15 protein-coding genes are annotated in these 13096 nt (G+C 65.4%); 8 read left to right on the top strand and 7 right to left on the bottom strand.

What is annotated here, in order from left to right; translation table 11 throughout:
• Positions 1-139: 139 nt before the first annotated feature.
• From HWX09_RS07480 to HWX09_RS07460, 5 genes are all read left to right on the top strand, one after another.
• The gene (locus HWX09_RS07480) at positions 140-550 is read left to right on the top strand and encodes a TIGR02594 family protein (protein ID WP_027782440.1); all 411 of its coding nucleotides are present in this window, start codon (positions 140-142) and stop codon (positions 548-550) included.
• A 144-nt stretch (positions 551-694) separates the two neighbouring features.
• Positions 695-1327 (top strand): glutathione transferase, encoded by a 633-nt coding sequence (gene yfcF / locus HWX09_RS07475; RefSeq protein ID WP_027782441.1) that lies wholly within the window; start codon positions 695-697, stop codon positions 1325-1327.
• A 130-nt stretch (positions 1328-1457) separates the two neighbouring features.
• The gene (locus tag HWX09_RS07470) at positions 1458-2081 is read left to right on the top strand and encodes a LysE family transporter (protein ID WP_027782442.1); all 624 of its coding nucleotides are present in this window, start codon (positions 1458-1460) and stop codon (positions 2079-2081) included.
• Positions 2082-2105: 24 nt separating this feature from the next.
• Entirely contained in the window at positions 2106-2261 is a 156-nt protein-coding gene (locus tag HWX09_RS07465; RefSeq protein ID WP_155257309.1) for a hypothetical protein, read from the top strand.
• Positions 2262-2383: 122 nt separating this feature from the next.
• Complete coding sequence (locus HWX09_RS07460; protein WP_027782403.1) at positions 2384-3634, top strand: IS256 family transposase; 1251 nt, start codon at positions 2384-2386, stop codon at positions 3632-3634.
• Here HWX09_RS07460 and HWX09_RS07455 read toward each other — a convergent pair.
• From HWX09_RS07455 to HWX09_RS07435, 5 genes are all read right to left on the bottom strand, one after another.
• On the bottom strand, positions 3601-5103 hold the full coding sequence (locus tag HWX09_RS07455; protein ID WP_230469070.1) for an efflux transporter outer membrane subunit: 1503 nt from the start codon (positions 5101-5103) through the stop codon (positions 3601-3603). The two genes, HWX09_RS07460 and HWX09_RS07455, sit on opposite strands and share 34 nt — an antisense overlap.
• A gap of 9 nt (positions 5104-5112) precedes the next feature.
• Complete coding sequence (locus tag HWX09_RS07450) at positions 5113-6687, bottom strand: DHA2 family efflux MFS transporter permease subunit (RefSeq protein WP_027782443.1); 1575 nt, start codon at positions 6685-6687, stop codon at positions 5113-5115.
• 13 nt (positions 6688-6700) lie between these two features.
• Positions 6701-7795 carry an HlyD family secretion protein gene (locus HWX09_RS07445; protein WP_027782444.1) on the bottom strand — a complete coding sequence of 365 codons (1095 nt, stop codon included), beginning with the start codon at positions 7793-7795 and terminating at the stop codon, positions 6701-6703.
• A gap of 64 nt (positions 7796-7859) precedes the next feature.
• Positions 7860-8291: a MarR family winged helix-turn-helix transcriptional regulator gene (locus HWX09_RS07440; RefSeq protein WP_027782445.1), complete on the bottom strand. Its 432-nt coding sequence runs from the start codon at positions 8289-8291 to the stop codon at positions 7860-7862.
• 107 nt (positions 8292-8398) lie between these two features.
• Positions 8399-9319, bottom strand: a complete 921-nt coding sequence (locus HWX09_RS07435; RefSeq protein WP_027782446.1) for a LysR family transcriptional regulator — start codon at positions 9317-9319, stop codon at positions 8399-8401.
• Between the two features lie 91 nt (positions 9320-9410).
• Between HWX09_RS07435 and HWX09_RS07430 the strand changes: the two genes are divergently transcribed.
• The 3 genes from HWX09_RS07430 to HWX09_RS07420 all read left to right on the top strand — a co-directional run bounded on the left by HWX09_RS07430 (position 9411) and on the right by HWX09_RS07420 (position 11761).
• Entirely contained in the window at positions 9411-9839 is a 429-nt protein-coding gene (locus tag HWX09_RS07430; protein WP_027782447.1) for a MarR family winged helix-turn-helix transcriptional regulator, read from the top strand.
• 202 nt (positions 9840-10041) lie between these two features.
• Positions 10042-11289 carry an aconitase X gene (locus HWX09_RS07425; RefSeq protein ID WP_027782448.1) on the top strand — a complete coding sequence of 416 codons (1248 nt, stop codon included), beginning with the start codon at positions 10042-10044 and terminating at the stop codon, positions 11287-11289.
• Positions 11282-11761 carry a DUF126 domain-containing protein gene (locus tag HWX09_RS07420; RefSeq protein ID WP_027782449.1) on the top strand — a complete coding sequence of 160 codons (480 nt, stop codon included), beginning with the start codon at positions 11282-11284 and terminating at the stop codon, positions 11759-11761. Before HWX09_RS07425 ends, HWX09_RS07420 begins: the two co-directional genes overlap by 8 nt.
• Positions 11762-11861: 100 nt before the next feature.
• Here HWX09_RS07420 and HWX09_RS07415 read toward each other — a convergent pair whose 3' ends face one another.
• Positions 11862-12464, bottom strand: a complete 603-nt coding sequence (locus HWX09_RS07415) for a hypothetical protein (RefSeq protein WP_027782450.1) — start codon at positions 12462-12464, stop codon at positions 11862-11864.
• The gene (locus tag HWX09_RS07410; RefSeq protein ID WP_230469071.1) at positions 12461-13006 is read right to left on the bottom strand and encodes a hypothetical protein; all 546 of its coding nucleotides are present in this window, start codon (positions 13004-13006) and stop codon (positions 12461-12463) included. The genes HWX09_RS07415 and HWX09_RS07410 overlap by 4 nt, the downstream gene beginning before the upstream one ends.
• Positions 13007-13096 lie beyond the last annotated feature (90 nt).

Here is a 13096-nt window from a genome sequence, read left to right as displayed (position 1 = left end):
TCATGCGGCATCGCTTTTCCTGGGGCACTCGTCGCTATGTCATATTCATGCGAAGATTGAGCGCAAATCACACTCGCCCGAGAACGACGTGACCCGATCGAACCCTGAGAGCAAACCGGAAACGGCTCATCCGCCCTGGATGCCCGTCGCGCTGGCCGAACTCGGCATTCGCCGCCATCCGCCCGGCAGCATCAACCCGCGCATCGTCGAGTACAACAACCAGACGAACCTGGTTGGCTACGACGACAAAATTTCCTGGTGCTCATCGTTCGTAAACTGGTGCATGGCGCATGCCGGATTTCGCGGCACCGGCTCCGCGCTGGCGCGCTCGTGGCTCGAATGGGGCAAACCGCTGGAGCGCCCGGTCTACGGCTGCATCGCGATCCTGACGCGTGACGACCCGACGAGCTGGAAAGGGCACGTCGGTTTCTACCTGCGTCACGACGACGAACACGTGCACCTGTTCGGCGGCAATCAATTGGAAGAAGTGCGCGAACTCGCGTACCCGTTGAACGAAGTAATCGGCTATCGCTGGCCGGCCACCGAATGACCATGTAGTGGCAGCGCACACGAAACATCGAACAACACCTGTGCCGCCGCTGCTAATCTGTCGAACACGCCGCATTGATTCACCCGGAGCCCGTCGGCGCGCGAATCCGCAGTCGCCGACCTCCGCACCCACAAGGAGCCAGCAGTGCAAACCGGTAATCTCCGTCTCTACGTCGATGCGCAATACACGAGCCCTTATGCGATGTCGGTCTTCGTCGCGCTCGAGGAAAAATCGCTGCCGTACGAACTGGTGACCGTCGATCTCGGCAACCGCGCGCATTTCGCGCCGGACTATGCGGCGACGTCGCTGACGCAACGCGTGCCGACGCTCGTGCACGACGATTTTGCGCTGTCGGAATCGTCGGCGATTACCGAGTACCTCGACGAGACCTTCCCGGGCACTCGGATCTATCCGGCCGATCCTCGCCAGCGCGCGCGGGCGCGGCAGGTGCAAGCGTGGCTGCGCAGCGACCTGATGCCGATTCGCACGGAGCGGTCGACCGAAGTGTTGTTCTACGGGCCGTCGAGCGAGCCGCTGTCGAGTCTCGCGCAGGCCGCTGCGCAGAAGCTGTTCGCGGCTGCCGACAAGCTGCTCGCGCCGGGCGCGGCGAACCTGTTCGGCGAGTGGAGCATTGCCGACGTCGATCTGGCGGTGATGCTGAACCGTCTGGTGCTGAATGGGGATCCGGTGCCGCAGCGCCTCGCCGACTATGCGCGTGCGCAGTGGGAGCGGGCGTCGGTGCAGCGCTGGGTGAAGCTGAAGCGGCCGCCGTTGTAATTCGCGGAAGCACGAGGCATGTCGGCGGCGCGAAAAACGACGCAGCGCGCCGGCACGCCGTATGCACCGAAAATCGGCATGCTAGATTAAGTCGGCTTTTCCTTTTCACGACGAATTCACCCGAACCGCCATGAGCTATCTTCCCCAACTCGCCGCAGTCGGCGGCGTGATGTTGCTGGCGTGCGTCAGCCCCGGCCCCGACCTGATCGCCGTTTCATCCCATGCGCTCGGCAGTCGCCGCGCGGGCCTGCTGGCCGCGTTGGGCATTGCATCGTCGCATGCGGTCTGGGCGGCGATGGCGATTTTCGGGCTCGGGCTGATCGTCGCGAAGCTGGCCTGGCTATATGAGGCGATCCGCATTGCCGGTGCCGCGTATCTGATTTACCTCGGTATCAAGACGCTCTCAGGCTTGCGACAGTCGGCGCAGCAAGCGGAATCCCCGAGCCAGTCGGCCGTCCGCGGCGGCGTGTACGCGTATCGGAAAGGGCTGCTCGTCGGATTGACCAATCCGAAGGGCGCGGCATTCTTCGGCAGTCTGTTCGTCACGCTGTTGCCCGCACACGCGCCGGCATGGGTGCATGGCGCGACGCTGGCCGTGGTCGTCGCTGTCTCACTGACGTGGTTCTGCACGGTCGCCGTGCTGTTCTCGACGAACCGTGTGCAGACGGGTTACGCGAAGCTGCGCAAGCCGATCGACGCGGTGATGGGGACGATCCTTTTAGGGCTCGGCGCGAAGCTGGCGCTGGACCGGTAACGCAGCGATGAATCGATCCTCATCGTGCTCCTGCTGGCGGCAGGCGTGTTCGTTGCGACCCGATTCTGGCGCATGCTCATCACGCGGATCATCACCGTTATCGTGGGGCTGGCTATTGCGGTGATCGTGGATTACTCGATTGCGTTGATGACGGTCCAGTGTCTCGGATCGTGCGGCTGAATAGCGGGGCCGGCAAGTATCGAGGCCGGCGCTGCATCGCGATTCTCCTAGTTTTTCGCCACAGCCTGAGGGCCTGTCAGGAATTTTGTGTTTAAGGCATAACATGCTCCCAAGGAGAGTGTATGCCTCGCAAACCGAAAGCCCAGCCGGCAGTTCTGCCGGCGATTCCGGCCGAGCTGCTTGAACAGTTCGGCAACGGTCCGATGACGGCTGAAGCCATCAATGCCGCGACGCTGGCGCTCAAGAAGGCGCTAATCGAGCGTGCGTTGGGCGGCGAGATGAACCATCATCTCGGCTACCCTGCCGGAGCTGCCAGGCCGGCCAACGTCACGAATCAGCGCAACGGCAAAGGGGCCAAGACCGTTCTGACCGAAGACGGGCCGATCCGCATTGAGGTGCCGCGTGACCGCGACGGCAGCTTCGAACCCATCCTGATTCCCAAGCACGAACGGCGCTTCACCGGCTTCGACGACAAGATCGTCGCCATGTATGCCCGAGGCATGACCGTACGCGAGATCCAAGGCTTTCTGCTGGAACAGTACGGTACCGAGGTCTCGCCCGACTTCATCAGCTCCGTGACCGACGAGGTCATGGCCGAAGTGACGGCCTGGCAGGCCCGACCGCTCGAGCCGATGTATCCGGTCGTGTTTTTCGACGCACTGCGGGTCAAGATTCGCGAAGACGCCGTCGTGCGCAACAAGGCGGTGTACCTGGCGCTGGGCGTGCTGCCCGACGGCACCCGGGAGATCCTGGGCCTGTGGATCGAGAATACCGAGGGTGCCAAATTCTGGATGAAGGTGTTCAACGATCTGAAGACGCGCGGCGTTCACGACATCCTGATCGCGGTCACTGATGGTCTTAAGGGCATGCCCGAAGCGCTGGCGGTAGTGTTTCCGGCCACGACGCTGCAAACCTGCATCGTCCATCTAATCCGCAACAGCCTCGATTACGCCAGTTGGAAAGACCGCCGCGGATTGGCCGCCGCGATCAAACCGATCTACGCCGCTCCCAGCGCGGAAGCCGCTCAGGCCGAACTCGATGCGTTTGCGGATGGTCCGTGGGGTCAGAAATTCCCGACCGTCAGTAGCGCGTGGCGCAACGCCTGGGATCGCGTGATCCCGTTCTTTGCGTTTCCGCCGGGTGTGCGCAAGATTATCTACACGACGAACGCGATTGAAAATATCAACTCGCAACTGCGCAAGATCATCAAGACCCGTGGTCACTTCCCGACCGACGAGGCCGCCACCAAACTCATCTGGCTGGCCTTGCGCAACATCACCGCGAATTGGGGAAGCGCTGCTCATGACTGGAAGACGGCTATGAACCAATTCGCTATCCTTTACGCAGATCGATTCGTTCGGCCTTCCGTGTAATTACTCCACCCGCCTTGAACACGGAAATCCTGACACCCCCCAGCCTGAGTTTCCGGCTGCGTCCCACCCGCCCCATCATTCCTGCTCCACCCACCCCCCAGCGACCGATACAACGCAACCGCCGCCAGCGCGTGCTCGCGCTTGACCTGATTGAGCGAATCCGAATCGCGCAAATAAACCTCCTGCGCCGAAAGCACGTCGAGAAAATCCGTCGCGCCGCCCTTATAGAGCTGATTCGCCAACCCAAGCGCCTTATCGGAAGCCGCCAATGCATTACCCAGCCTCCGCGTCGCCTCATCGGAGCTAACGAGATTCGCCCGCGCATCCTCGACTTCCCGCAACGCTTGCAGCATCGTCTGCCGTAGCCCGAGTTCCGACTCGCGCATCCGGCTTTCGCTCTGCGAGATATCGGCGGTAATCCGACCCGCGTTGAAGATCGGGCTCGTCGCGCTCAGCGCCGCGCTGAACAGGTTATCGGTCAACGTCGGCAACCCGAGATAGGATGCCGCCAGAATCCCGTCCGTCAAATTCAACGAAAACTTCGGATAGCGTTCGGCCTTCGCCACGCCGACTTGCGCTGCACGCCGCTCGACCTGAGCGTAGGCCGTCAGCACATCCGGCCGCCGCAACAGCGCCTGCGAAGGCAACGTCCCCGGCGCGCCAACCGGCGGCGCCGGAATCTCCCCGGCCTGCGCCAACACGAGCCGATCGACCGATTCCGGCGTGCGCCCCGAATACACGGCAATGAGGTTGAGCTGATGCGATATCTGCGCCTGCGTCGGCGGAATCCGCGCTTCGAGCGCATCGAGCTGGTTCTGCGCGCGGGTCACGTCGAGTTCGGTCGACAGCCCGAATGCTTGCCGCTTGCGCGTGAGTTCGAGCGCATGCTGCCGGATCCTCGCGTTGTCCTGCAGGATCTTCAATTCCTGCTGCGCCCAGCGCAGATCGACATACGCGGATGCCGCATCGGCAGCAAGCGCGAGCCGCATCGCATCTTCCGCATGCTTCTGGCCAACCAGTTCGGCCTTTGCGGCCAGCAGATCGAGTCGCTCGCCGCCGAACACGTCGGGCGACCAGCTCAACGCGAGCCCCGCACCTGCCTGCCGCACATAGCCGAGTGGCGGCGGCGTGTTCTGCCGCGCGTCGGCCGCATGGGCGGTCGCGTCGAGTTCCGGCAGCAGCACCGAGCGTTTCTGCACGGTCAGCGCCTGCGCCTGCTTCACGCGCTCGGCGGCGGCTTGCAGATCGAGGTTGCCGTCGAGCACGGTCGCGATCAGCCGGTCGAGCGCGGGATCGCGGAATTGCGCCCACCATGCGGCGGCGTCGATGTCCGCGCGCGGCACGTCGGTATCCCAGGCGGTGGGCGCGAGCGTCTGAACGGAATCGTGCAGGGCGGGATGCTGCGCGGGCTGCACCGCACATCCTGCGGCGAACGCGCTGACGGCGAGGGCGACGAGTAGCTTTTTCATGACGAGGCCTCAGTGCGCGTCCGGCGGCGGCGCGTTCAATGTAATGGGTTTGGAAAACACGACGGCAAGCAGCGCGACGACGAAGCACAGCGACAGTGCGTAGTACGCATCCGCATAGGTGAGCGTCAGCGCCTCGCGATAGATCAGCCGATGCAGGTTCGCGAGGCCGGCCTGGGCGGTATTCAACGTATTGCCGGCCACCGATCCCCAGTACGCGGCCTGGCGATCGAGCAGCGATGCGACCTGCGGTTCGCCGGCGCTCACGTGCTCGTTCAGCCGCAGATAGTGAAAATTCAGCCGGTCGTTGAGCATCGTCGCGCTCACGGCGATACCGATCGCGCCGCCGAGGTTACGCATCAGGTTGAACAACCCGCTCGCCGATTTCAGCCGCGACTGCGGCAGCGAGCCGAGCGCCATCGTCACGATCGGCGGCACGCTGAACTGCTGGCCGATGCCGCGCAGCGCCTGCGGCAGCAGCAGTTCCCCCCAGCCCCAGTCGTGCGTGATCGGCGTGTACAGGTAGCAGCCGAGGCCGAAGCAGATCAACCCGAACACGAGCAGCGCACGCATGCTGACGTAGCGCGCGGCGAACGCATACGCGCACAGCGCGACCAACTGGAACGCGCCGACCGACAGCAGCGCGATGCCGATCTGCAGCGAACTGAACGCGCGCACCTGCGCGAGGAACAGCGGCGTCAGGAACACGGTCACGAAGATCCCGATGCCGGTCACGAACGACAGCAGGCTGCCGATTCCGAAGTTGCGCACGGCGAGCGCGCGCAGGTCGACGATCGGATCGTCGGCGGTCAGCGCGTGCACGATGAACAGGAAGCCGCAGATGCCGGAGATCCATGCGCAGATGACGATCGCGTCGTCGCCGAACCAGTTCTTGCGCGGGCCTTCCTCGAGCACGTATTCGAGGCAGCCGAGGAAGCCCGACATCAGCACGATGCCGAGATAGTCGCCGCGCTTGATGAGGCTGAGATCGGGCGCGTCGATATGCACGTAGCGCGGCACGAGCGCGGCCACCGCGATGCCCGGCACGAGGTTCAGGTAGAACAGCCAGTGCCACGACCATTGGTCGGTGATCCAGCCGCCGATCACGGGGCCGATCGCCGGGGCGAGCGACGCGAGCGCGCCGATGGTCGTCGATGCGATCAGCCGCTGCTTGCCGGGGAACAGCACGAACGCGGTGGTGAACACGGTCGGGATCATCGCGGCGCCGAGCGCGCCCTGCATCCCGCGGAACAGGATCATCGAGTTGATGTCCCACGCGAGCCCGCACAGCATGCTGGTGATCGTGAAACCGATGGCCGATGCGACGAACAGCCAGCGCGTCGACATCACCTTCGACAGCCAGCCCGACATCGGGATCACGATGATCTCGGCGATCAGGTAGGCGGTCTGCACCCACGACAATTCGTCCTGGCTCGCGGACAGCCCGCCGCCGATATCGCGCAGCGACGACGCGACGATCTGGATGTCGAGTGTCGCCATGAAGAAGCCGACGCACATCAGCGCGAACGCGAACACGCGCTGCCTGGTCGGTTGCGACGCCGGGTCGCCGGAAAACGCGGTGGTCATCGTCGGCTCCCGCTCAGTGCTTGCGGTCGGTATGCACGGTCACAACCGCGGACAGGCCGGGGCGCAGCACCTGCTCGATGCCGGGCTGCGGATCGAGATGTACGCGTACGGGCACGCGCTGGACGATCTTCGTGAAGTTGCCGGTCGCGTTCTCGGGCGGCAGGACGCTGAAGGTCGCGCCGGTCGCGGGTGCAAGGCTGTCGACGCGGCCATGCAGGCGCGTGCTCGACGCATCGAGCGCGACGTCGACGCGATCGCCCGCGCGCATCTTGCGCAACTGGTCTTCCTTGAAGTTCGCGTCGACCCACAGGCCGGCGGCCGGCACGACCGTCAGCAACGGCACGCCGACGTTCGCGAGCATCCCGACGCGGCCCGTGCGGTTGCCGACGTAACCGTCGACCGGCGAGCGGATCGTCGTGTATTCGACGTTGAGCGCCGCGACGCGCTGCGCGGCGAGCGCGGTGTTCACGCGGGCCCGCGCATCGGCGAGCTGGGCGCCGAGCACGTCGAGCTGCCGCTTCGAGGCGAGCAGCGCGGCGTCGCTGCGTTCGACGGCCGCGCCGGCCTTCGAATAATCGGCGTCCGCGCGCTCGACGATCTGGTTCGATACGGCGTCCGACTTAACGAGCTCGCGGTAACGCACGCGGTCCGATGCGGCGCGCGTCAGCTCGGCCGACGACGCGTTCTTGTCCGCCGCGTGCTGACCGATCACCGCGAATTGCAGTTGCTGCTTCGCCTCGAGTTCGGTCACGGCGGCGCGCGCGCTGTCGACTTCGGCGCCGGCCTGCGCGAGCTTCGCGTCGTAGTCGCGCGCATCGAGCTGCACGAGCACGTCGCCGGCCTTCACGCGCTGGTTGTCGGTCACGAGAATCTTGTCGACGAAGCCGTTGACCTTCGGCGCGAGCACCGTCACGTCGCCGCCGACATACGCATCGTCGGTGCTTTCCTGGAAGCGCAACACGAACAGCCAGTCGATCGCGGCGGCCGCGACCACGACGACGACGGCGCCCACCGCGATGCGCATCCACGGCACGCGGCGTTGCTGCTTCGCGGGCCGCTCGGTCGTGGCTGCTTCGCGTGACGAGGCAGCGGCTTGGGTCGTATCCATCGATTCACCTATGTATATGCACTGTTCAAAACGATCGACGGCACGGCATCGATCGGGGAAGGGGCTAGCGGTCCGGCAGGTTGTGCGTGATCCGGAACAATTCGTCTCTCAGTCGGGCCGCCTGCGTCGACCCGAAGCACCGCTCGAACGCCTCCTGCGCGGCGAGCCAGTGCACATGCGCGTCGGCGATCTTCGTTTCGCCGTGCGCGGTCAGCGCGAACGTCTGGCCGCGGCAGGGCGGCTCGATGCGCCCCGTCACCAGTGCCGCGCCGACGAGCGGCTTGAGCGCGCGCAGCAGCGCGGTGCGTTCGAGCACCAGCACGTTCGACAGTGTCGCCATCGTCAGGCCGGGCCGGTCGCGCAGCAGGGCGAGGATGCTGTACTGCGACGGCGTGACGCCCGCCCGCGACAGGTAACGCTCGTAGAACTGCGAGATCCGCCGGGCGGCTTGCCGGACCGCGAAGCAATCGTCGTCGTTGAGCGTGGTCTTGTGCATGTGCACATGTTAGGTGGCGAGACGACGCGAAGCGAGCGGCGCGGTGGGATCAGATTGGTGTCGTGGCTGTACCAATCGGCGCCGGAACGGCGCATTCGCGCGCCGGCTCAAGCCGCCGCCGGAACGCTCCAGCCTTCGCGGTCGCAATACGCGGCCGTGTAGTCGATGAACGCCTTCACCTTCGCGGGCAGCAGCGCGCGGTTCGCGTATGCGAGCTTGATTTCGACGAACGCATCGACGAGATCGGCGCCTTCCAGCAACTGCACGAGCGCGCCCGACGCGAGTTCGGCCTCGACGAGCGTTTTCGGGACGATGCCGATGCCGAAGTCGTGCATCACCATTTCGCGGTTGAACACGGGGCTGTTCGACGAGATGTCGAAGCGGTACGGCACGGTGAGCGTGTCGCCGTCGACCCGGAACGACAGCGCCGGGCGGCGCAGCGACGGCGAGATCGGCACGAACGGATGATCGGCGAGGTCGGCCGGCGTCTCGGGGCGCGCATGCGCTTCCAGATACGCGGGCGTCGCGACGATCACGACCGGAATGCGCTCGACCAGCCGCACGACGGTCGATTCGCTCGTCAGCATGTACGGCACGACGATGCCGATGTCGTAGCCTTCGCCGACCAGGTCGACCGGGCGCTCGGTCAGCGTGACGTCGAGGCGCACGTTCGGATGCGCGCGCTTGAAGCCGGCGATCAGCGGCACGAGCCGGTTCAGCGCGGCCGTCGTGTGCGCGACGAGGCGCAGCAGGCCCTCGGGCTCGCGCGTGTGCGTCTGCGCTTGCACTTCGAGTGCGTCGAGCTCGTCGAGCACGGCCGCGCAACGCTCGTAGATGCGCTCGGCCGTTTCGGTCAGCGATACCTGGCGCGTGGTCCGGTGCAGCAGCCGGCTGCCGAAGCGCGCCTCCAGATCCGCGACCGCGCGCGATACGACCGGCCGCGCGAGGCCGTGCATGTCGGCGGCGCGCGTGAAGCTGCGCATCTCCACCACCGACCGGAAGATGCGCAGCTTGTCGATGTAGTCCATGTCCGTCTCCTTGACGCGATGGCCGGCCGCCGGCCCCGTTACGGCGGAGTGTACATTGACTTTATGCATATGCACATATAGATTGCCGAACATGAACGACACCTCGATTGTCCATGCGTGCAACTGTCTCGCGCTGCGTCAGGCGGCGCGCTTCGTCACGCAACTGTACGAACGCCATCTGGCCCCGGTCGGCATCACGCCCGCCCAGTTCTCGATCATGGCGAATCTCACGCGCCAACCCGGCCTCCTGATGAGCGAACTGGCCGATATGCTCGTGATGGATCGCACGACGTTGCTGCGTGCGCTTAAACCGATGCAGCGCGACGGGTTTGTCTCGACGGCCGTGTCCGAGCACGATGCGCGCGCGCATGCGCTGCACCTCACGAAGCTCGGCGAGCGCACGTTCGCGCAGGCGAAAGTCGCGTGGCAGGCCGCACAGGACGAATTCGACACGCAGTTCGGCCGCGATCGCGCGAAGGCGTTGCGCGATGAGCTGTTCAGTTTGACGGCGGAGCGCTAGGCGAGGCTGGCGGTTCGGTGGGGCTGTGGTCAATTGGTGCGAAATTCTAGCCATTGGAGGCCGTCGGAGCTTTTGGTCGGGGCAATTGGTTTTATCGAGGCCCGGTTTTACCGTAATCTGGACAGTTTTTATTTTCCAGTTGTAAAGTCCACTGACGGATTTCACGGGCCGGCGCCGCCGGCACGCGTCAGAGGAGCAACCGATGCTGCAGTTGAGTGACCGCGACGACGCGATGTTGCGCGGGGATTTCGGCGACGGCGTCGCCCGCGCGATGCGGATCGTCGCGCGCACGGCGCACGTGATGTCCGCGCCGCACCTGATCGACATCACGTCGGCCCATATCGACGGCTGTCTTTACCACGGCCAGACCAGTCTGGATTTCGTCGACTATTTCGTCGAGACGGGCGCGAAGGTCGCGGTGCCGACCACGCTGAACGTCGGGTCGCTCGACCTGATCCATCCCGAGCTGTACCACGGCGACCGCACGATCCAGCGCGATGCGCAGCGCCTGATGGACGCGCATTTGCTGCTCGGCTGCGAATCGAGCTTCACGTGCGCGCCGTATCAGCTGAAGAATCGTCCCGCGATGGGCGAGCAGATCGCGTGGGCCGAATCGAACGCGATCGTGTTCGCGAACTCGGTGCTCGGCGCGCGCACGAGCCGCTACGGCGATTTTCTCGATCTGGCCGCCGCGATCACCGGGCGTGCGCCGTATGCGGGGCTGCATGTCGACGCGAACCGCGCCGCGCGGATCGTGTTCAATGCGCCGGATCTCACCGGCCTGCCGTCGCGCGACATCTATTTCGCCGCGCTCGGTTTGGCGGTCGGCAAGATCGCGGGCGCGGTCGTGCCGGCGATCGTCGGGCTGCCGGCGGATACCACCGAGGACGAACTCAAGGCGCTCGGCGCGGCCGCCGCGTCGAGCGGCGCCGTCGCGCTGTTCCATGCGGTCGGCGTGACGCCCGAGGCGCCGACGCTCGACGCCGCATTGCACGGGCACGCGGCGCAACGCACGGTCGATATCGCGATGGCCGATCTCGACGAGATTCGCCGCACGCTGAATCACGGCGCGGCCGGCGACGCGCTCGTCGCGGTCGCGCTCGGCACGCCGCATTTTTCACTGGCCGAATTCCGCACGCTCGATACGTTGCTCGACGCATTCGACGGCAAGCCGGCCTGCGATTTCTACGTGAACACGAGCCGTTTCATTCTGTGGGAGCTGGAGCAAGCCGGCCTCGCGGAGAAATTCGCCGCGCGCGGCATTCAGATCGTCGTCGATACCTGCACGTACATCACGCCGGTGATGAAGCAGTTGTCGGGGCTGGTGATGACCAACTCGGGGAAATGGGCGTCGTATGCGCCCGCGAACATCGGCGTGACGGTCGCCTACGGCAGCATGCGCGAATGCGTGCGGTCCGCGTACGAAGGCAAGGTGCGATTCGATGACTGAAGCGACGGGCAACTTCTTGACGGGCGACACGCTCGTGCCGGGCAGCGCGTGCGCGCGCCCGTTCATCCTCGACAAGCCGCTCAGCTTCTGGGGCGGCTACGACTCGGGCGCGGGCAGGATCGTCGATCGCGGGCATCCGCAGGCCGGCGCGAGCCTCGCGGGCAAGGTGATGGTGATGCCGCACGCGAAGGGTTCGAGTTCGAGCAGCAGCGTGCTCGCGGAAGCGGTGCGCAACGGCACGGGGCCGGTCGGGATCGTGCTGAAGGAGCGCGACCTGATCATCTCGATCGGCGCGATCGTCGCCGCCGAGCTGTACGCGATCGCGGTGCCGGTGGTGTGCGTGAGCGATGACGTGTACGACGCGATCGTCGCCGCCACGGGCAGCGTGCGGATCGAAGCGGGCGAGGGCGACGGCGGCGCGCGGATTTATCTGGGCGACGATGCGCGTTCCGGCGGTTCCGGTTTGACCTGAACGAGCGGCGCGCGTCGACGGCGAGTCGGGCGGTGGCTGCGGCGATGCGATTCCGGGCGTGCAGCGTCGTTCGCGCGCGCAGTGGCCGCGCGCGGCCCGATCAGATGAAGCGCACGTGCCGGGTTTCGTCCTGCGTGAACGAGAGTGCCTGCGTTGCCGCGTTCATTTCGCGTTTGCCGCCCGGCTGCGCCAGTCTTCTGATTTCGGGCCACAGGATCACGCCGAATAGGATGCGCAGGATCGCACTGAGCACGCAAAAACCGATTGCACTCGCGCTGATCAGCGCGAACACGTCGAACGTCGACTCCGTGCTGAGCGTCACCGCGGATACGATCCCGCTCATCACGGCGGCGGCGACCACGCAACCGAACATGACGACGAGATCGGTCCGGGCGCTGGCGACCTTGGCGGGGCGCAGCAGATAAGTCGAACCGTCGGTCATGTTGCGGATCCCGTAGACGATCGGGTGATCCTGGCCGTCGGCATAGGCGACGTTCAATCGATCGCCGGCGGCGATGAACAGGCGCGTCGTCCGGTTGGTCCTGAACACGAGCGGGGACGCGAGCGAATCGAGCTGAAGCGTGATTTCCTCGATACTTTGGGTGGTCGCGCCCAGGTTGTTGCTCCAGACCTTCGTCTCGATCGATTGCTGGCCGATTGCCGTCACGCGGCCGGATGCGGTCTGCATCGCATGGTTCGTCATGGGCGGCTCCGCGCCCCGTCGAAGCCGGACGGTTCGCATGACCAGCTATCCTGGGCTTCGCGTCGCTGTGGCTGGAAGATCAGGTCGGACAAGCCGCCGACGGCGAGCAGGCTGCCCGTCAGACTGACGATGGCGGCGACGGTGGACAGTGCCGAGACGAACGCCCAACCGGAATGAAGTGCCGCGGCAGCGATACCCAGGCTCAGCACGAGCAGGCACGACGCCCAGGCAAGAAGCGTCAGGTTCCGCCGTTTTTGCGCGATCACGTCGTACGGCGCGATGGCAAGGTTGCCGCTCCTGATCCAGGCGATCCGGCGACGGCCGCGATGCTCGAACGTGCAGGCGCGCACCGACATGCCGGGCCTCAGTTGCCCGATCTGCTTGAACGCTTCCGGGTCGAGGTCGTTGGCCGTGACGAAGTAGCAGACGTTCTGCATCGTCAGACGGTATGACGGGGTTTTCCTGACATCGGCCTTGACTCGGACGAGGTTGGTATCGACGCGGTCGATCGTGGCCTCGATCAGGGTGGTGCGATTGGGCATGGGTCGGGGAGGGCGCCGGTCCGTGCGGTGTCGTTTTGATGTGGCGCCCATCATACGCCAACGGCTTCGCCGACCCTCCGGTATTGCGGG

The sequence above is a fragment of the Burkholderia sp. BCC1208 genome, from assembly GCF_902833095.1.
GTDB lineage: Bacteria > Pseudomonadota > Gammaproteobacteria > Burkholderiales > Burkholderiaceae > Burkholderia.
The sequence above is the reverse complement of the archived record's forward strand: the minus strand, read 5'-3'. Positions and strand labels throughout refer to the sequence as shown.

Excerpts from the sequence above, each read along its gene's own strand:
- HWX09_RS07415 (WP_027782450.1), bottom strand. The coding sequence starts at position 12,464 with ATGACGAACCATGCGATGCAGACCGCATCCGGCCGCGTGACGGCAATC.
- HWX09_RS07470 (WP_027782442.1), top strand. The coding sequence starts at position 1,458 with ATGAGCTATCTTCCCCAACTCGCCGCAGTCGGCGGCGTGATGTTGCTG.
- HWX09_RS07440 (WP_027782445.1), bottom strand. The coding sequence starts at position 8,291 with ATGCACAAGACCACGCTCAACGACGACGATTGCTTCGCGGTCCGGCAA.
- HWX09_RS07460 (WP_027782403.1), top strand. The coding sequence starts at position 2,384 with ATGCCTCGCAAACCGAAAGCCCAGCCGGCAGTTCTGCCGGCGATTCCG.
- HWX09_RS07480 (WP_027782440.1), top strand. The coding sequence starts at position 140 with ATGCCCGTCGCGCTGGCCGAACTCGGCATTCGCCGCCATCCGCCCGGC.
- HWX09_RS07420 (WP_027782449.1), top strand. The coding sequence starts at position 11,282 with ATGACTGAAGCGACGGGCAACTTCTTGACGGGCGACACGCTCGTGCCG.
- HWX09_RS07430 (WP_027782447.1), top strand. The coding sequence starts at position 9,411 with ATGAACGACACCTCGATTGTCCATGCGTGCAACTGTCTCGCGCTGCGT.
- HWX09_RS07425 (WP_027782448.1), top strand. The coding sequence starts at position 10,042 with ATGCTGCAGTTGAGTGACCGCGACGACGCGATGTTGCGCGGGGATTTC.
- HWX09_RS07445 (WP_027782444.1), bottom strand. The coding sequence starts at position 7,795 with ATGGATACGACCCAAGCCGCTGCCTCGTCACGCGAAGCAGCCACGACC.
- HWX09_RS07450 (WP_027782443.1), bottom strand. The coding sequence starts at position 6,687 with ATGACCACCGCGTTTTCCGGCGACCCGGCGTCGCAACCGACCAGGCAG.
- HWX09_RS07455 (WP_230469070.1), bottom strand. The coding sequence starts at position 5,103 with ATGAAAAAGCTACTCGTCGCCCTCGCCGTCAGCGCGTTCGCCGCAGGA.
- HWX09_RS07435 (WP_027782446.1), bottom strand. The coding sequence starts at position 9,319 with ATGGACTACATCGACAAGCTGCGCATCTTCCGGTCGGTGGTGGAGATG.
- HWX09_RS07410 (WP_230469071.1), bottom strand. The coding sequence starts at position 13,006 with ATGCCCAATCGCACCACCCTGATCGAGGCCACGATCGACCGCGTCGAT.